Below are 16,464 nucleotides of genomic sequence, written 5' to 3'. Positions count from 1 at the left end.
CGTGTTCCCCCGTGCCGGATCAGGGCTGCTGGTTGCGGAAGTTCCGTATCTCCTCCAGCCGGTCGAGCAGTTCGTCCTCGCGTCGGTCGAACGTCTCCTCGTCGATCTCCCCGGCGAGCAACTGCTTCTCCAGCGCGGCGAGTTCGCTCTGCACGGGCGCCGGGTCGTAGTACTCGTCCTCGGCCGCCTCCAGGACGCGTTCCATCACCCAGCCGACCCCGCGCACCGGCGCCAGGGGGAGGGTGAGGATCTGGGTGAACAGGCCCATGGCGAGTCACACTTCTCAGACGAAGCTGTACGGCGGGAGCGGGCCGTTCAGCCGGAAGTCGAGTCCCTCGCCCAGCTGATGGGCGACGCTCAACTCCGTGGTCAGGAACGGCTCTTCCTGATCGTCGGCCACCAGGAACGACACACTGAGGAAGTCCGACCCGGTCGGCTGCGTGGAGTCCACCTCGCGCGCGAACGGGCGCAGCGCCTCGACCACCCCGGCGGCCAGCGCCTCCTGACGGGCCTGCACCTCCTGTGCCACCAGCTCACCTAGCCGCATGGCCGCCGACGGGTCCGCCGAACCGTCCCGGATCTCGTCGTTGAGCTGCCGCGCCGGAGGCGACTCGGCGAGGATCTGACGGAGCAGGGAGTCCTCGTCCTGCGCCACCTTCAGGTGGTACTCGGTACAACCCTCCAGCTCCCGAAGCCGGTCGGTGTATTCATCGGCGCGTTCCTCCAGCGCGGCCCGTACCTCGTCGTCGCTCGCGGCCACCAGCCCGAACCGCAGCGGCAGTACGGTGCCGTCGGCCATCAGCCGCTCCTGCACCTCCTGGTGGGCGCCGACATCGCGGCGCTTGGGGCGCAGGTCCTCGGGCGCGTCACTGACCACCGCGCACAGCGATCCGGCGGTCACCGCCCGCAGGGGGCCGGGGGATTCACCGACGCCGCGCAGGTCGTCGAGGCGCAGCGGATGCTGCTTGTCGGTGACGGAGTAGACGTACACGCCCATGGCTCATTCCCTCTCGCGGGTCGAGGTGCGCTTGGAGGTCCGCTTGGCAGGCCGCCGTTTCCGCGCGGGCTCCCGCTCCTCCTCTTCCTCTTCATCGCTGTCACCGCCGGTGACGGCCTTGAGAGAGTCGGTGACCGCCTCGGCGGCCCCGCTCAGCGCACCCTTGGACTTGCCCTTGGCCCCGCTCTCCATGGTGTCGCCGACGATGTCGGTGAGCTGGGCGGGCGCCTTGCGCCCGGCCTCCAGGTCAAGCCGGTTGCACGCCTCCGCGAAGCGCAGATACGTGTCGACACTGGCCACGACGACACGGGCGTCGATCTTCAGTATCTCGATGCCCACCAGGGACACCCGGATGAAGATGTCGATCACCAGTCCGCGGTCCAGGATGAGTTCCAGGACGTCGTAGAGGCTGCCGCCGCCACCGCCACGGGTGACATTGCCTCCGCCTTGCGGCACCACGGTCATGGTGCCTCCCTTCACCGGCGGGCCTCAGCCGCGCCGGTCGATCTGCCCTTTGGTGTAGCGGCGCGTGCGCTCGTAGGACACGAGGTCGCCCTCCTTGTCGAGGGTGACGCGGTAGGTCGCCATCACGCTGGTCGTGTCGGGCACTCGCTCCAGTTCGAGCACCTCTACGTCGGCCTCCCAACCGTCGTTCGTCGGTTTCAGCGCCGAGATCGATTCCGGGGGGCGGCCGATCAGCTCCGTCAGCTGCTCGGAGGCGGTCCGCATCGCCCAGGCGGGCCCCTTCTTCGCGGGGCGGCGGCTCTCGGCGTCGGCTGGACGCCGACCGGTGCCGCGCGTGCCGCTCGAGTGCCGCCGTGCGGGCTCTTCTGCTGCGGCCATGGCCTCTCCGGTGGTCGAGGCGGTCTCTCCGATTGGTCGGAGCGGGCGCCAGATTCCACGCATGAACATACAATTTCAGCATATAGGGTTATAGGTCGCATCGGTGTCGGACGGCTCCGCGTGGGCCGCGCCCGGACCGCGCGTGCGGTTCTCGCGGAGCCCCGGCACGGCACCCGGTGCGTGCGATCCCTTCTTCCTCGATCGCGGGCCGGGGCGGAACCCCCGTTTCTTTCCTGACCCTTTCCGAAGGGAACCGGTTCATGAATGACACGACCAAGGTCGCTCTCGCCGCCGCCGTCGCCGGTGGCTATGTGCTCGGACGTACGAAGAAGGGACGCCTCGCCTTCGCCCTGGCGACCTACCTCGCCGGACGCCGTACCGACCTCAACCCGCAGGCGCTCCTGGGTGAGGGCCTGGGCAAGCTCGGCGAGGTGCCGGGCGTCCAGCAGCTGAACGAGCAGGTGCGCGGCGAACTGCTGAACGCGGGCCGCAAGGCGCTGGCCGCCACCGCCGACCGCCGCCTCGGCGACCTCGCCGAGTCCCTCCGCGAGCGCACCCAGCGCATCGGCCAGAAGAAGTCCGAGGAGCCGGAGGAGTCCGAGGAGGAAGAGGAAGAGCAGGAGAACGGCGAGGAGTACGAGGACGAGGCGGAGGAGCCCGAGGAGGGAGAGGAAGAGGAAGAGGACTTCGAGGCCGAGGAAGAGGTCGAGGAGCCCGAGGAGGACGAAGAGCCGGAGGACGAAGAGGAGGAGGACTTCGAGGAGGAAGTGGAGGAGGAGCCCGAGGAAGAGGAGCCCGAGGAGGAGCCTGAGGAGGAAGAGGAGCCGGAGGAGGAGCCCGAGAAGCCGTCCCGGCGGCCCGCCGCCAAGAAGGCCCCCGCCAAGAAGGCCGCGCCCGCCAAGAAGCAGGCGGCCAAGAAGGCTCCCGCCAAGAAGGCCCCGGCGAAGAAGTCCGCACCGGCGAAGAAGCAGGCCGCGAAGAAGGCGCCCGCGAAGAAGTCCGCGCCCGCGAAGAAGCAGGCCGCGAAGAAGGCCCCCGCCAAGAAGGCCCCGGCGAAGAAGTCGGCCGCCAAGAAGACCACCGGGCGCCGGAGGTAGGCCATGGCTGACACGGACAAGAGTGACGTCAAGGACGACGTCAAGGACGACGCCAAGGACGGTGCCGGCTCCGGCTTGGACATGCTGCGCGACGAACTCGTCGAATACCTGGAGGCGCAGGCCGGACACCTCGTCGAGAAGACGGGGGAGAGACTGACCGACCTGACCCAGCAGCTCCTGCAGTCGGCCGACGGCAAGGGCGGCGGTTTCCTCACCGGCGTCGGCAGCCGCATCCTGGGGGGCGAGTCCCCGCTGAAGGCCCTCGTCGCCCAGAAGGCCGGAGACGTCAAGGACAAGGTGGTCGAAGGGGCCAAGAGCCTGTTCGGCAAGAGCAAGGGGAAATCCGGCCGCGCCAAGGTGATGAACATCATCGAGGTGCTGGACATCGGCCTGCCGCTGCGCGAGACGTACGACCACTGGACCCAGTACGACGAGTTCAGCGGTTTCACCAAGGGCGTGCAGAGCGTCTCCCAGAGCGACGAGGTCACCAGCGACTGGAAGCTGAAGGTCGGCCCCTCCAAGCGCAGTTACAAGGCGACCACGCAGACGCAGATCCCGGACGACCGGATCGTCTGGACCTCCGAGGGCGCCAAGGGGACCACGCGCGGCTGCGTGACCTTCCACGAACTCGGCCCCACGCTCACCCGCATCGTGCTCGTCGTCGAGTACTCCCCGTCCGGCTTCTTCGAGAAGACCGGCAACATCTGGCGCGCCCAGGGGCGCCGACTGCGCCTGGACTTCAAGAACTTCCAGCGCTACGTCAGCTTCGCCGACCCCGACGAGGTGGAGGGCTGGCGCGGCGAGATCCGCGACGGCGAGGTGGTCCGCTCCCACGAGGAGGTCGTCGAGGAGGAAGAGCGCGAGGCCGAAGGCGAAGAGGGCGAGGGCGACGAGGAGTACGAGGACGAGTACGACGAGGAAGAGGGCGACGACGAGGAGTACGACGACGAAGCCCCCGACGAAGAAGGCGACTTCGAGGACGAAGAGGAAGAGGAGGACGAGGAGGAAGAGGAAGCGAGGTGACATCCGCACCGCTCACCGGGCGCGCCCGCCCCCGCCACGGCGGCCGCGCCCGGCGAGTGTGATCAGCCCAACTGCCGGAAGAACGCGCGGATGTCGCCGACGAGCAGCTCCGGCCGCTCCATCGCGGCGAAGTGGCCGCCCCGGTCGAACTCCGTCCAGCGGACGATGTTCTCGGTGCGCTCCGCGAGATGCCGCAGCACGATGAAGTTCTCCCGGGGGAACGAGGCGAACGCGGTCGGCGTCGTGGAGGGCTCGACCGGTGCGCCCCCGTGGTCGGCGTGGGCCCGTTCGTAGTAGATGCGCGCGGAGGAGCCCGCCGTGCCGGTCAGCCAGTAGAGCGTCACGTCGGTGAGCAGCTGGTCGCGGTCGACGGCGTCCTCCGGACGGTCCGCGGAGTCCGTCCACTCCTTGAACTTCTCCGCGATCCAGGCCAGTTGTCCGACGGGGGAGTCGGTCAGGGCGTAGGAGAGCGTCTGCGGGCGGGTGGACTGGAGGTCGGCGTAGCCCTGCTTCTCCCGGCTCCACTCCTGCATCCGCTCCCAGGAGGCGAGGGTGCGTTCGCGTTCGGCGGGGCTCAGCACGGCGAGTTCCTCCCCGGTCGGCTCGGCCGTCGCCCCGGCGCCGGGGATCAGGTTCAGATGGACGCCGATGACCCGCTCGGGGCGGATACGGCCCAGCTCACGGCTGACGGCGGCGCCCCAGTCGCCGCCCTGGGCGCCGTACCGCCCGTAGCCCAGGCGGTCCATCAGCTCCGCGAACGCGGCCGCGGTCCTGCGGTACTCCCAGCCGGGCTCGCGGGTCGGCCCGGAGAAGCCGAAGCCGGGGATGGTCGGCAGCACCAGATGGAAGGCGTCGGCCGGGTCGCCGCCGTGTGCGCGGGGGTCGGTCAGCGGGCCCGCGATCCGCTCGAACTCGGCGAACGAACCGGGCCAGCCGTGCGTGATGACCAGCGGGGTGGCGTCCGGCTCCGGGGAACGCAGGTGCGCGAAGTGGATGTTCGCGCCGTCGATCGTGGTGGTGAACTGCGGCCACTCGTTCAGCCGGGCCTCCGCCGCCCGCCAGTCGTACGTGTGCCGCCAGTAGTGCGCCAGCTCGCGCAGATAGCCGAGCGGAACGCCGTAGGCCCAGCCGACACCGGGCAGCTCGTCGGGCCAGCGGGTGCGGTCGAGACGGTCGCGCAGATCCGCCAGCTCGCTCTCCGGGACGTCGATGCGGAACGGTCGGAGGCCGGAGTCCGGTGAAGTCGTCATGGCGGCGCAGCCTAGGCGTCCCAGGTCCGGTGCGGCGGCTCATTTTCGGCGGGGCCCATCGGCCGAACGGCTCTCGCCCGGTGCGGCTCGGCATGCGCCGGGTACGTGCCCTGCATGGACAGCTTCGACGTGGATTCGGCGTTGCGGGAGGCCCTGGACCGGCTCACCCTGCTGGACCAGACCGCGGCCGTACTGGCGAGCACGCTCGACGCGGTGGAGGGGATGAGCCGGGTGTGCCGGGTGCTCGTCCCGGCGCTGGCGGACTGGAGCGTGGGCGACCTCATGGACGAGGCGGGCCATCTGGAGCGGGTCTGTGTCACGCACGGCGAGCCGGGCACCCCGCCGACCGGGCTGACCGGGGTGCTGCCCGGTGTGGGGGACTCCGAGGACCCCTGGTCGCGGGTGCTGCGCGGCGCCGGGGCGCTGCTGCTGTCGGCCGGGGAAATCGTGCCGGACGCGGAGACCGCCGACCCGTTGCACGCGCTGAACAGCGAGCTGTTCCGTCGGCTCGGCGGCGGTTCGGGGATCGTCGCCCCGCTGCGGGCCCGGCGCCGGGTGCTCGGCGCGCTGACCCTGGTGCGCGGACCGGAGCGGGAGCCGTTCGGGGAGCGGGACCTGGCACTGGCGGAGGGGCTGGCCCACCGGATCGGCCTCGCGGTGGACAACGCCCGGCTGCACACCGAGGTGCAGACCATCGCCGAGCGCATGCAGCGCTCCCTGCTGCCCAGCCTGCCCGTCATGGACGGCCTGCGCATCGCCGCCCGCTACACCCCGGCCGCCTCCGCCGCGCAGGTCGGCGGGGACTGGTACGACAGCTTCGTACTGCCGCAGGGCGACACCACGCTGATCATCGGCGATGTCACCGGCCACGACCTCCAGGCGGCCGTGACCATGAGCCAGATCCGCAACATGCTGCGCGGGATCGCCTGCGACCGCCAGGAGCCGCCCGGCCGCATCCTGCGCCGTCTGGACCTGGCGATGGCCGTGCTGTATCCGCACCAGACCGCCACCTGCGTCTACGCCCTGCTCAAGGGCCCCGAGAACGGCCGGTACCAGCTGGACTGGGCGTCCGCCGGCCATCTGCCACCGCTGCTGATCACCCCCGCCGGAGACACCACCTATCTGGACGCCGCCCGCGGCATGGTCCTCGGCGTCGACCCCGAGGCCCAGCGTTTCGGCGCCAGCGCCGTGCTGCCGCCCGGCGGCACCCTGCTCCTCTACACCGACGGTCTGGTCGAACGCCGGGGCGAACCCCTCGACCACAGCCTCACCCGGCTGCGCCAGCACGCGGCCGCCCTGGTCGACCGGAACCTGGACGTGATGTGCGAGGAACTGCTCACCGGCCTCGCCCCGGACGCCGAGGACGACGTCGCCATGATCGCCCTGCGGCTGCCCACCTCACCCCCCTGACCTCGACGAACCCGGCCGTCCGGCGCCGTTCCACCGTTCCAACCGGGCGCCGCGCCGAGGCATGACGGGCGCGTCCGCGTGGCACCCGCCCTGTGTGCGAGGGATACATGCAGCATGGCAAGCAATGACGGCGGACCTCTCGGCGGCGTCCGACGCCGCGCGACGGGCCTGGGCGGGACCCAGCCGGGAGCGCGACCTCGTGGTGCAGGCGCTCAAGGCGGCGCTGGCCGCCTGGGTGGCCTGGGCGGTGGCGGGCTGGTGGCTCCAGGCGCCGGTGGCGTTCGTCGCGCCCTGGGTGGCGGTGGTGCTGGTGGAGTCCACCGTCTACCGCTCCCTCACCCACGGCCTCCAGCAGCTCGCGGCGATCGCGGTGGGCACGATCGTGGCCACCGCCGTGGGGCTGCTGCTCCCGCACACCGAGGCCGCGATGGCCGTCGTGCTGCCCGTGGTGCTGCTGCTCGGCCAGTGGCGCAGGCTCGGCAGCCAGGGCATCTACGCCGCCACCGGCGCCCTGTTCACCCTGACCGCCGGACCCGTCTCGGTCGTCACCTCCGCCGCCCGGCTCGGCGAGGCGCTGTTCGGCGCGGTGGTCGGCCTCGCCGTCAACGCCCTGGTCCGGCCGCCCCTCTACCTCCGCGACGCCCGCGCCCTGCTCCAGGACGCGGCCGACGAGACCCACGACATCCTCCAGCAGGTCGCCGAGGGGCTCGCCCACGGCAGCCTGGACCCCGACGAGGTGACCGGCTGGCACGACCGCGCGGTGCGGCTCTACCCGCGGGTCGAGCAGGCCAAGGCCGCCGTCGGCTGGAACCGGGAGAGCCTGCGCATCAACCTCCGCCACCGCCCCAAGGTCATGCCCCAGCCCGGCCGCGGCTACGACGACGCGGTCACCGTGCTGGAGTACGCGGCCGTGCACACCACGGGCGTGACCCGCACCGTGCTGGAGACCGTCTCCGACGAGGACGAGGCCACCCGGCTGGAGCCGAGCCTGGCCCGGCACTACGCCCGCTACCTCAGCCTGACCGCGCACGCCCTGCGCCTGTACAGCAACAGCCGCTTCGGCCCGGCGACCGAGGACGGACTGCGCGAGGCGGTGCACGACATGCGCGAGACCCTCCAGACCCTCCGCCAGGACCTGGTCCGCACCAGCAGCGACGACCCCGCCGGAGTCGCCGTCTACGGCGCCCTGCTCGCCCAGGCCCACCGCCTGGCCCGCCAGATGGTCCTCTCGGCCAACTGAACCGCTCGACGGGCCCGGTCGGGGCCGTCCGGAAGGGTTCCGCGCCGCCGAAAGTGGTACGAGAACCATGTAAGGGTTTTTGCCAACGCATTACCTTCGGTGATCGAAGGGACCGCCCGTGATGCCGACCTCCACGAGCACGACCACGCCCCCGACCGCCACCGCCGCCGCATCCCCCGTCTCCCCGGTGAACTCGCACAACGAGTGGGACCCGCTGGAGGAGATCATCGTCGGGCGTCTCGAAGGCGCCACGATCCCCTCGAAGCACCCCGTGGTGTCCTGCAACGTGCCCCGCTGGGGCGCCGGGCTCCAGGGGCTGGCCGCCGGGCGGAGCTACCCGCGCACGCTGATCCGGCGGGCGCAGCGCGAACTCGACCGGTTCATCGACCTGCTGCGCTCCCTCGGCGTCACCGTCACCCGCCCGGAAGCCGTCGCGCACCGGCGGCCCTTCGCCACCCCCGACTGGTCGTCCCGGGGGTTCTGCAACACCTGCCCCCGGGACAGCCTGCTCGTGATCGGGGACGAGATCATCGAGACGCCGATGGCGTGGCCCTGCCGGTACTTCGAGACCCACTCCTACCGCGGCCTGCTCAAGGACTACTTCCGGCGCGGCGCCCGCTGGACGGCGGCACCGAAGCCCCAGCTCACCGACGAGCTGTACGAGCGGGACTTCCGGGTGCCGGGGCCCGGCGAGCCCGTGCGGCACATCCTCACCGAGTTCGAGCCGGTCTTCGACGCGGCGGACTTCGTACGCGCCGGACGCGACCTCTTCGTGACCCGCAGCAATGTCACCAACGGCATGGGGATCGAGTGGCTGCGCCGCCATCTCGGGCCCCGGTACCGCGTCCACGAGATCGAGAGCCGCTGCCGTACGCCCATGCACATCGACACCACGTTCGTGCTGCTCGCGCCGGGCAAGGTGATGGTCAACCCGGAGTACGTCGACGTCGACCGGCTGCCCGGCGTCCTGAGGTCCTGGGACGTGCTGACCGCCCCGGAACCCGACCCGATCCACGACCCCCTGCTCAAGGTCACCTCGATGTGCGGCAAGTGGCTCAGCATGAACGTGCTGATGCTCGACGAGCGGCGCGTGATCGTGGAACGCCACCACACCGGCATGGTGCGCGCCCTGGAACGCTGGGGATTCGAGCCCGTCCCGTGCGACCTGCTGCATTACGCGCCCTTCGGCGGCTCCTTCCACTGCGCCACGCTCGACGTCCGGCGGCGCGGCTCGGCGCAGTCGTACTTCCCCTGAAACCGGGCGCCGCCGGTCAGGTGTGCCGGGCGTGCACCGGGCTGTGGGCCACCTCGTCCGGACAGCCGTGCCGGGAACGCCGGTCGCGCCGCCAGTCGAACGCGGCGAGCGCCAGCGAGGCGGCCATCCCGAGCAGGGCGGCGGCCAGCGCGGCGACGAGCGCGGTGCGGTAGTCGCCGCTCCTGCCGAACACCACGTAGAACAGACCGGGCAGCGCCGCCGTACCCACCGCGGCACCCAGGCGCTGCCCGGTCTGCAGCGCACCCCCGGCCGCGCCCGCCATGCGCACCGGCACATCGCGCAGGGTCATGGTGATGTTGGGCGAGACCACGAAGCCGCTGCCGATCCCGCCGAGGAACAGCACCGGCGCGGCCACCCAGGGCGCGATCCCGAGCGGCGCGAACCGCAGCAGCAGCGCGGTACCGCCGAGCCCCGCGATCACGCCCGCCAGACCGCACACCGTCAGCACCCGCCCGAACCGCTCCACCAGCCGCCCCGCCAGCACGGCCGCGCTCGCCGAACCGAGGGCGAAGGCGGTCACGGCGAGGCCCGACATCAGCGGCGAGTAGCCGAGACCGTGTTGATAGAACAGCGCGAACACCAGCCACACCCCGCTGAAGCCGATGAAATACAGCGTGCCCACCCCCGCGCCGACCGCGTAGCCGCGCACCGAGGTGAACAACCGGGGATCGAGCAGCGGCTGCGCGTCCCGGGCGACCAGGCGCCGCTGCCACAGCACGAAGCCGACCAGCAGCACGGCGGCGGCCGGGAACAGCCACCACAGCCGCCCGATCCCGCCGGAGTCCGCCTGGACCAGCGGATACATCAGCGCCAGCACCCCGGCCCCGAGCAGCGCCACGCCCACCACGTCCACCCGCCCCCGCCCCGACCGCTGGACGCGGGGCAGCAGACGGCGGCCCAGCAGGACGGCGAGCAGTCCGATGGGGACGTTGACGTAGAAGATCCACCGCCAGCCCTGCTCGCCGGAGGCCAGGGCGAGGATGGTGCCACCGGTGATCGGGCCGATCGCGGAGGAGATGCCGACGGTCGCGCCGAAGAAGCCGAAGGCACGGCCGCGCTCCGCGCCCCGGAACATCTGCTGGATCAGCGCCGAGTTCTGCGGGGCCATGCACCCCGCGGCCAGCCCCTGGCAGAGCCGGGCCAGCACCAGCAGGGTGATGTCCGGCGCCGCGCCGCAGGCCGCGCTGAAGACCACGAACCCGCTGAGCGCCAGCAGGAAGATACGGCGCCGGTCCAGCGCGTCACCCAGCCGCCCGGCGGTGACCAGGGCGAGCGCGAAGGTCAGGGCGTACCCGGACACCACCCACTGCACCTCGGCCGGGGTGGCGTGCAGATCCCGCTGGATGGTGGGCAGCGCCACCGCGACGATCGTCACGTCCAGCAGGCTCATGAAACCGGCGACCAGGGTCACCCACAGGGCCCGCCACCGGCGCGGGTCCGGTTCGTAGCCGTCCGCCGGGGCGGCCGGGCGCCCGCCGCCCGTCGTCGATGCCGACCGAGTCACCAGGACTCCTCTCGCCGGGGGACACCACACCCGGCACCGGGTTCCCCGCCCCGCCGCCCGGCACTCGTACGGCCGCTTTTCGATCACCCTCGGTAGCAGGGCAGGCGCACAGTGAAGAGGATCGTTTGAGCACGCGCTGACGGTGCAGGTGTTCTGCTTGAAAACGTGTACGGCGAAAGGAACACCCATGGCGGCCCTCGACAACGAAGATCCGGTGGACCCCGGCGCGGTCAGACGCCACCGTGTGCTGTTCCGTGCGATCGAGCGACGGCGCAACCCCAAGCTGCGCCGCAGCGACATCACCGTCACCGACCAGGCCGCCGTGAAGCGCGCCACCAAGGCGGCCGCCCTCGGCAACGCCATGGAGTGGTACGACTTCGGCATCTACAGCTATCTCGCCGCCACCCTCGGCAAGGTGTTCTTCCCCTCGGGCAGCGACACGGTGCAGCTGCTCAGCTCCTTCGCCACCTTCGCCGTCGCGTTCCTGGTGCGTCCGCTGGGCGGCATGGTCTTCGGGCCGCTCGGCGACAAGATCGGCCGTAAGCGCGTCCTGTCCATGACCATGATCATGATGGCCGTGGGCACCTTCGCCATCGGGCTGATCCCCTCGCACGCCGCCATCGGCCTGTGGGCCCCGGCCCTGCTGATCCTCTTCCGGCTGATCCAGGGCTTCTCCACCGGCGGCGAGTACGGCGGCGCCTCCACCTTCATCGCGGAGTACGCCCCGGACAAGCGACGCGGGTTCTTCGGCAGCTTCCTGGAGTTCGGCACGCTCGCCGGATACGTCGGCGCCTCCGGCCTGGTCGTCATCCTGAGCAGCGTCTTCAGCGACGACCAGATGCTGCACTGGGGCTGGCGCATCCCGTTCCTGGTCGCGGCGCCGCTCGGCTTCATCGGCCTCTATCTGCGGCTCAAGCTCGACGAGACGCCCGCCTTCCAGAAGCTGGAGGGCGGCAACGTCCGGGCGACCGACGCCGCCGACGCGGTGGAGACCTCGGCCGCCGCCGACCTCGGCAAGATCTTCACCCGGTACTGGCGGCCGCTGGTGCTGTGCCTCGCGCTCGTCGCGGCGTACAACATCACCGACTACATGCTGCTGTCGTACATGCCGACCTATCTGTCGGACGAGCTGGGCTACCCCACCAACCACGGGCTGCTGATCCTGCTGCTGGTGATGGTGCTCCAGATGGGTGTCATCAGCCAGGTCGGGCGGCTCTCGGACCGCTTCGGGCGCAAGCCGCTGCTGATGGCGGGGATGCTCGGGTTCCTCTTCCTGTCGGTGCCCGCCTTCCTGCTCATCCGGCAGGGCAGCGTCGTCCTCATCACCCTGGGCCTGCTGATGATGGGGCTCTCCCTGGTGGCGATGCTCGGCACGATGTCGGCGGCGCTCCCGGCGATCTTCCCGACCCAGGTGCGCTACGGCTCCCTGTCGGTGGCCTACAACCTCGCCACCTCGATCTTCGGCGGCACGACCCCGCTGGTGATCACCTACCTGATCAGCGTCTTCCACACCAACCTCATGCCCGCCTACTACGCCACCGCGGCCGCGGTGGTCGGTGTCATCGCGGTGCTGTGCATGAAGGAGACGGCCAACAAGCCGCTCGCGGGCTCGCCTCCGGCCGTGGAGACGGAGCAGGAGGCCGCGGAGATCGTCCAGGCCCAGGCCCCCGCGCCCAGGTTCTGACCCGCCACGGTCCGCCGTACGACGGAACGCCCCCGGCCGACGCGGCACGGGGGCGTTCCGGCGTCTCCGGCACTCTTCCGGGTCGCGGGCGCTACGGCTTGATGCCCACCGCGGTCCACAGGCTGACCTCCGCGTCGGTGGCGGTCGGTTCGGTGTCCGGGCGCCAGCGGTGGCCCACCGAGACGCCGGGCTCGAGCAGTTCCAGCCCGTCGAAGAACCGCGCCACGTCCGCGCGGGAGCGGAACTGCACCGGGGTCCCGGCACCGTTGTAGATGTCGGTGACCTTCTGCCAGGTGGGCGCGTCGAAGTCGGGCGTGCAGTGGCTCAGGGCGAGCGCGCTGCCCGACGGGAGCACGTCCAGCAGGCGGCTGACGATGCCGTACGGGTCCCGGTCGTCCGGCACGAAGTGCATCAGGGCGTTCAGGGACAGCGCGACCGGCCGCTCCATGTCCAGCACGTCGGCCAGCTCGGGGGCGTCCAGCAGCGACTGCGGGTCGTTGACGTCCGCCTCTATGTACGCGGTACGGCCCTCGGCGGTGCTGCGCATCAGGCGCTCGGCGTACTTGAGGACCAGCGGGTCGTTGTCGGCGTACACCACCCGCGCGTCGGCCACCACCGACTGGGCCACCTGGTGCAGGTTCGGCTCGGTGGGGATGCCGGTGCCGATGTCCAGCCACTGCCGGATGCCGTGCTCCCGGGCGAGGACGCGGGTGGCGCGGTGCATGAAGGCGCGGTTCTCGCGGGCGCACACGAAGATGCCGGGATAGGCCGACGCCACCGACTCGGCGGCGTGCTCGTCTATCTCGAAGTGGTCCTTGCCGCCCAGGTAGTAGTCGTACATCCGGGCGGAGTGGGGCCTGCTCGTGTCGATGTCCCGCGCCGCGTGTGAGTTGGTCATCCTGTCCCTTTTCGGTGTGTGCGTGGGGGGAGAAGCATGGGGGAGGAGTCAGCCGTTGGTCAGATGGTCGGCGAGGCCCCGCTTGACCCCCGCGACGAACGCGGTGATCTCCTCCGGGGTGTAGATCAGCGCGGGTCCGGCGGGGTCGGTCGACTGGCGCAGCGCCACCCGGCCGTCGGCGAGCTGCTTGGTCTGCACGCACTGGCCGCCGTTCGGGCCGCTCCAGGGGGATTCCCACCCCTGCTCGCCCAGGTCGGAGGCGGGCATCCCGTTGTAGGCGTGGCCGCGGTCGTCGATGGTGGTCATGAGTACTCCTTGCGCATGCGGTTCAGCAGCGCCCTGCTCTGCGCGTCGGAGGACAGCAGGGACATCCGGTTGTGCGCCTCCAGATGGGCGACCACGTCGGAGCGCTGGTCCAGGTACATCGCGCCGGAGAGGATCTCGCTGTAGACGATGTCCGGCAGCTCCGGCTCCTCGAACCGGAAGTACGTGAACGGCGCGCACGCCCCCACATGGGCACCGGCGGCGAACGGCACCACGTCGACGCTGACGTGCTCCAGCTCCGAGAGCTCCAGCAGCCGGTCGATCTGCTCCCGCATCACCTCGGGACCGCCCACCACCCGGTGCAGGACGGCCTCCTCCATCACGACCCACAGCGTCGGCGAGTCGGCACGCTCCAGCAGGGCGCTGCGGCGCAGCCGCAGGTCCACCCGGCGCGCCAGGTCCTCGTCACCGTCGTTCGGGAAGCCGCCCGTGAGCACGGCGCGCGCGTACGCGTGGGTCTGGAGCAGACCCGTCACGTAGTGCGGCTCGTAGGTGCGCAGGGTCTTCGCCCCGGTCTCCAGGCTCACGTACGCGCTGAACCAGCCCGGCACCACGTCGCGGTAGGCGTGCCACCAGCCAGGTGCGTTGGCCCGCTCGGCGAAGGCGACGAACTCGTCCCGCTCCTGCCGGTCGGCGCCATAGGTCTCGAGCAGCTTCTCCACGTAGAGGGGCTTGAGCGCCACCTCCGCCTTCTCCAGCCTGCGGATGGTCAGGGCCGTGACCCTGAGCGCCCGCGCCGCGTCCTCCAGCGAGACGCCCGCCTCCTGGCGCCGCTCCTGGAGCCTCCGGCCCAGGACCATGCGGAGCACGGTGGGCGCACTCGTGGTGCTGCCCGCGCTCGAACGGCCTTCGTTCACGCCCTACCTCCTGATGGGCTGTCACTCGTAAGAGTGTGACAGGGAGTTGGTGAAGTCACCAGACGGATAGCGGCTCTCTGTAATTATCAGGGAGTTGGTTGCAGCCTGAACTCGGTTGCGAGCATAGTTACTTGAGTGACCGCCTCACGGAAGGCAATCATCGTGACCCCCACCACGACCTCGTCACCGGACCTGTTGGACGTAGCGGACCCGGACCAGACCCACTGGATCACTTTGCGATCGCACCACTCCAGCGTCCGGATCGCGCGCCGCTCCATGCGGGACCGGCTGACCGGGTGGCCACTGCCCGCAGAGCTGCGCGCGGACGCCGTGCTCCTCGTGTCCGAACTCGCCACCAACGCCGTCCTGCACACCTCCAGCGTGCGCATCCTGTGCGGCATCGGCCTTTTATCCCCCGGCCGTCTGCGCATCGAGGTGCACGACCACGACTACTCCGGGCAGGGCCTCTCCCGGCGCGAACCCGGACCGGACGACGAGGGCGGGCGGGGACTCCTGCTCGTCGAACAGCTCGCCGACCGCTGGGGCGTGGACCGGTCCCGGCTCACCAGCGGCAACGCGGTGTGGGCGACGCTGGCCTGCTGACCCGCGTCAGTCCGCCGCGGGCGTCAGTTCGGCCAGCAGCAACGTCCGGTCGTCCGCGCCGCCCGTGCCCGAGGGCGCGTTCAGCAGCTGCTCGCACAGTGCGGGCAGATCGGTCCCCGGCTCGGCTGCGGCCGTGTCCAGGGCGTCGGCCAGGCGGGCTATCTGGTGGTCTATGTCGGCGTCGCGGGACTCGACCAGACCGTCGCTGTAGAGCACCAGCAGCGCGGGCTCCGGCACGGCGAACACGGTCGCCTCGTAGTGGCCCGTGCCCAGCCCCAGGGGCAGTCCGGGCTCGGTCAGCGGGACCGGCACGGTCTTGCCGTCCGGGCCGCGCAGCAACGGCGGCGGATGACCGGCGCTCACGACGGTGCAGGTGCGCTCCCCGGGCGACCACTCGGCGTAGACGCAGGTGGCGAAGGAGGCACCGGGCGTGTCACAGGCGAGCGCGTCGAGCCGCCGTACGAGATCGACCGCCGGGATGTCGAAACCGGCGAACGCCCGTACAGCGGTGCGCAGTTGCAGCATGGCGACGGCGGACTCCGGGCCGTGGCCCATGGCGTCGCCCACGATCAGGCTGATCCGTCCGTCGGGCCGCCGCAGCACGTCGAACCAGTCGCCCCCTATGACCGTGTCCGGCCCGGCCGGGAGCGAGCCGTGGCCGACCCGGCAGCCCTCGAAGAGCTGGAGCGCGCCGGACGGCAGGCTGCCCCGGATGGCGAGCGTGGTGCGCCGCTCGTGCGCGTAGCGCCGGGCGTTGTCCAGGGCCACCGAGGCCCGTGCCGCCAGCGCCTCCACGGCCGCCACCTCGGCGGAGGTGAACGGCTCCCGGTCCGGCCCCCGCGTGCACGCGACGAAGCCGATCGTGACGTCCCGCAGCCGCAGTGGCACGACGAGGAACGACGCCGTCCGCAGCAGCTCGTCCATCCGCGCGTCCCCGTTGCCGGAGGCGAGCAGCCGCGCGGAGGTGTGCGGGTCCACCGAGTCCAGCAACTGTGCCTGCCCGGAGGACATCGCGCGGGCGTACGGCGTCCCGCGGGGGAAGACGATCACCTCGCCGACCGGCAGCAGCTTCTCCCAGTCCTCCCGCGCGTCCGCCCCCACCCGCAGGGCCAGCCGGTGCGCCTCGATGCGCGGCGGGTCCGGAGCCACGCCCGCGTTCTCCCCCCGGCGCCACCGCTCCAGCAGGTACACCGACGCCGCGTCGGCGAAGGCGGGCGTCAGCGCGTGGGTGAACTGGCTGCCGGTGAGCGGCAGATCGAGCGCCGAGCCGATCGCGTCGGCGGCAGGGGAGAGCAGCGGCCGGCGCGGCGAGGGCCGGGCGGCGGGCGGTTCGTCGGTGCGGCCGCACGGGTCGTTCCGCAGAGTCGTGCCTTTCCGGGGGGCGAGGACGGCGACCGCGCGGCCAAAGGGGCGGAGCGCGTCGCTCGTCGTTCGGGGCAACTATATGATGCGTCGTCA

At 71.3% G+C, this 16,464-nt stretch carries 17 protein-coding genes; 7 read left to right on the top strand and 10 right to left on the bottom strand.

The features are described from left to right. Positions 1-19: 19 nt before the first annotated feature. Genes ACI2LY_RS03520 through ACI2LY_RS03505 form a run of 4 tightly spaced genes read right to left on the bottom strand, consistent with a single transcriptional unit; the run spans position 20 to position 1,840 of the window. A complete protein-coding gene (locus ACI2LY_RS03520) occupies positions 20-268 on the bottom strand; it encodes a gas vesicle protein GvpG (RefSeq protein ID WP_404705650.1) in 249 nt (82 codons plus the stop codon). Between the two features lie 15 nt (positions 269-283). Beyond that, positions 284-997 (bottom strand): GvpL/GvpF family gas vesicle protein, encoded by a 714-nt coding sequence (locus ACI2LY_RS03515; protein ID WP_404705649.1) that lies wholly within the window; start codon positions 995-997, stop codon positions 284-286. A 3-nt stretch (positions 998-1,000) separates the two neighbouring features. Further along, positions 1,001-1,462, bottom strand: coding sequence for a gas vesicle structural protein GvpA (locus ACI2LY_RS03510; RefSeq protein WP_404705648.1), 462 nt, complete (start codon positions 1,460-1,462; stop codon positions 1,001-1,003). Positions 1,463-1,486: 24 nt separating this feature from the next. Beyond that, positions 1,487-1,840, bottom strand: a complete 354-nt coding sequence (locus tag ACI2LY_RS03505) for a gas vesicle protein (RefSeq protein WP_404705647.1) — start codon at positions 1,838-1,840, stop codon at positions 1,487-1,489. Positions 1,841-2,100: 260 nt separating this feature from the next. Between ACI2LY_RS03505 and ACI2LY_RS03500 the strand changes: the two genes are divergently transcribed. Continuing rightward, positions 2,101-2,937, top strand: coding sequence for a histone protein (locus tag ACI2LY_RS03500; RefSeq protein ID WP_404705646.1), 837 nt, complete (start codon positions 2,101-2,103; stop codon positions 2,935-2,937). 3 nt (positions 2,938-2,940) lie between these two features. Beyond that, positions 2,941-3,960, top strand: coding sequence for an SRPBCC family protein (locus tag ACI2LY_RS03495; protein WP_404705645.1), 1,020 nt, complete (start codon positions 2,941-2,943; stop codon positions 3,958-3,960). A gap of 62 nt (positions 3,961-4,022) precedes the next feature. Here the strand turns inward: ACI2LY_RS03495 and ACI2LY_RS03490 are convergent, their stop codons facing one another. Continuing rightward, positions 4,023-5,210, bottom strand: coding sequence for an epoxide hydrolase family protein (locus tag ACI2LY_RS03490; protein ID WP_404705644.1), 1,188 nt, complete (start codon positions 5,208-5,210; stop codon positions 4,023-4,025). A gap of 114 nt (positions 5,211-5,324) precedes the next feature. On the opposite strand from ACI2LY_RS03490, the gene ACI2LY_RS03485 reads away from it, so the two are divergent. The 3 genes from ACI2LY_RS03485 to ACI2LY_RS03475 all read left to right on the top strand — a co-directional run bounded on the left by ACI2LY_RS03485 (position 5,325) and on the right by ACI2LY_RS03475 (position 9,115). Beyond that, positions 5,325-6,620, top strand: coding sequence for a PP2C family protein-serine/threonine phosphatase (locus ACI2LY_RS03485; RefSeq protein WP_404705643.1), 1,296 nt, complete (start codon positions 5,325-5,327; stop codon positions 6,618-6,620). Positions 6,621-6,744: 124 nt separating this feature from the next. Next, positions 6,745-7,860 carry an aromatic acid exporter family protein gene (locus ACI2LY_RS03480; protein ID WP_404705642.1) on the top strand — a complete coding sequence of 372 codons (1,116 nt, stop codon included), beginning with the start codon at positions 6,745-6,747 and terminating at the stop codon, positions 7,858-7,860. 121 nt (positions 7,861-7,981) lie between these two features. Next, on the top strand, positions 7,982-9,115 hold the full coding sequence (locus tag ACI2LY_RS03475) for an amidinotransferase (RefSeq protein WP_404705641.1): 1,134 nt from the start codon (positions 7,982-7,984) through the stop codon (positions 9,113-9,115). A gap of 16 nt (positions 9,116-9,131) precedes the next feature. Here the strand turns inward: ACI2LY_RS03475 and ACI2LY_RS03470 are convergent, their stop codons facing one another. Beyond that, positions 9,132-10,640, bottom strand: a complete 1,509-nt coding sequence (locus ACI2LY_RS03470) for an MFS transporter (protein ID WP_404705640.1) — start codon at positions 10,638-10,640, stop codon at positions 9,132-9,134. Between the two features lie 187 nt (positions 10,641-10,827). Here ACI2LY_RS03470 and proP point away from each other — a divergent pair, with 187 nt between their 5' ends. Beyond that, positions 10,828-12,324, top strand: a complete 1,497-nt coding sequence (proP, locus tag ACI2LY_RS03465; protein ID WP_404705639.1) for a glycine betaine/L-proline transporter ProP — start codon at positions 10,828-10,830, stop codon at positions 12,322-12,324. A gap of 91 nt (positions 12,325-12,415) precedes the next feature. Here the strand turns inward: proP and ACI2LY_RS03460 are convergent, their stop codons facing one another. From ACI2LY_RS03460 to ACI2LY_RS03450, 3 genes are read right to left on the bottom strand one after another with little or no spacing between them, the layout of a single operon-like run. Next, positions 12,416-13,222, bottom strand: coding sequence for an SAM-dependent methyltransferase (locus ACI2LY_RS03460; protein ID WP_404705638.1), 807 nt, complete (start codon positions 13,220-13,222; stop codon positions 12,416-12,418). 48 nt (positions 13,223-13,270) lie between these two features. Further along, on the bottom strand, positions 13,271-13,528 hold the full coding sequence (locus tag ACI2LY_RS03455) for a DUF397 domain-containing protein (protein WP_389005716.1): 258 nt from the start codon (positions 13,526-13,528) through the stop codon (positions 13,271-13,273). Beyond that, positions 13,525-14,403: a helix-turn-helix domain-containing protein gene (locus ACI2LY_RS03450; protein ID WP_404705637.1), complete on the bottom strand. Its 879-nt coding sequence runs from the start codon at positions 14,401-14,403 to the stop codon at positions 13,525-13,527. The genes ACI2LY_RS03455 and ACI2LY_RS03450 overlap by 4 nt, the downstream gene beginning before the upstream one ends. A gap of 162 nt (positions 14,404-14,565) precedes the next feature. Between ACI2LY_RS03450 and ACI2LY_RS03445 the strand changes: the two genes are divergently transcribed. Then, positions 14,566-15,006 carry an ATP-binding protein gene (locus ACI2LY_RS03445; RefSeq protein ID WP_404705636.1) on the top strand — a complete coding sequence of 147 codons (441 nt, stop codon included), beginning with the start codon at positions 14,566-14,568 and terminating at the stop codon, positions 15,004-15,006. Positions 15,007-15,012: 6 nt separating this feature from the next. On the opposite strand, the gene ACI2LY_RS03440 is transcribed toward ACI2LY_RS03445, so the two are convergent. Next, positions 15,013-16,446 carry a PP2C family protein-serine/threonine phosphatase gene (locus ACI2LY_RS03440; RefSeq protein WP_404705635.1) on the bottom strand — a complete coding sequence of 478 codons (1,434 nt, stop codon included), beginning with the start codon at positions 16,444-16,446 and terminating at the stop codon, positions 15,013-15,015. Positions 16,447-16,464: the final 18 nt, after the last annotated feature.

The organism is Streptomyces sp. NPDC002176, assembly GCF_044903645.1.
Lineage (GTDB): Bacteria > Actinomycetota > Actinomycetes > Streptomycetales > Streptomycetaceae > Streptomyces.
Note: the sequence above shows the minus strand (reverse complement) of the source record. Positions and strands in the feature narration are given on the sequence as shown.

What these genes read in the sequence shown, in the direction of transcription:
- ACI2LY_RS03520 (WP_404705650.1), bottom strand. Translation starts at nt 268, where the DNA reads ATGGGCCTGTTCACCCAGATCCTCACCCTCCCCCTGGCGCCGGTGCGC.
- ACI2LY_RS03515 (WP_404705649.1), bottom strand. Translation starts at nt 997, where the DNA reads ATGGGCGTGTACGTCTACTCCGTCACCGACAAGCAGCATCCGCTGCGC.
- ACI2LY_RS03510 (WP_404705648.1), bottom strand. Translation starts at nt 1,462, where the DNA reads ATGACCGTGGTGCCGCAAGGCGGAGGCAATGTCACCCGTGGCGGTGGC.
- ACI2LY_RS03505 (WP_404705647.1), bottom strand. Translation starts at nt 1,840, where the DNA reads ATGGCCGCAGCAGAAGAGCCCGCACGGCGGCACTCGAGCGGCACGCGC.
- ACI2LY_RS03500 (WP_404705646.1), top strand. Translation starts at nt 2,101, where the DNA reads ATGAATGACACGACCAAGGTCGCTCTCGCCGCCGCCGTCGCCGGTGGC.
- ACI2LY_RS03495 (WP_404705645.1), top strand. Translation starts at nt 2,941, where the DNA reads ATGGCTGACACGGACAAGAGTGACGTCAAGGACGACGTCAAGGACGAC.
- ACI2LY_RS03490 (WP_404705644.1), bottom strand. Translation starts at nt 5,210, where the DNA reads ATGACGACTTCACCGGACTCCGGCCTCCGACCGTTCCGCATCGACGTC.
- ACI2LY_RS03485 (WP_404705643.1), top strand. Translation starts at nt 5,325, where the DNA reads ATGGACAGCTTCGACGTGGATTCGGCGTTGCGGGAGGCCCTGGACCGG.
- ACI2LY_RS03480 (WP_404705642.1), top strand. Translation starts at nt 6,745, where the DNA reads ATGACGGCGGACCTCTCGGCGGCGTCCGACGCCGCGCGACGGGCCTGG.
- ACI2LY_RS03475 (WP_404705641.1), top strand. Translation starts at nt 7,982, where the DNA reads ATGCCGACCTCCACGAGCACGACCACGCCCCCGACCGCCACCGCCGCC.
- proP (WP_404705639.1), top strand. Translation starts at nt 10,828, where the DNA reads ATGGCGGCCCTCGACAACGAAGATCCGGTGGACCCCGGCGCGGTCAGA.
- ACI2LY_RS03460 (WP_404705638.1), bottom strand. Translation starts at nt 13,222, where the DNA reads ATGACCAACTCACACGCGGCGCGGGACATCGACACGAGCAGGCCCCAC.
- ACI2LY_RS03455 (WP_389005716.1), bottom strand. Translation starts at nt 13,528, where the DNA reads ATGACCACCATCGACGACCGCGGCCACGCCTACAACGGGATGCCCGCC.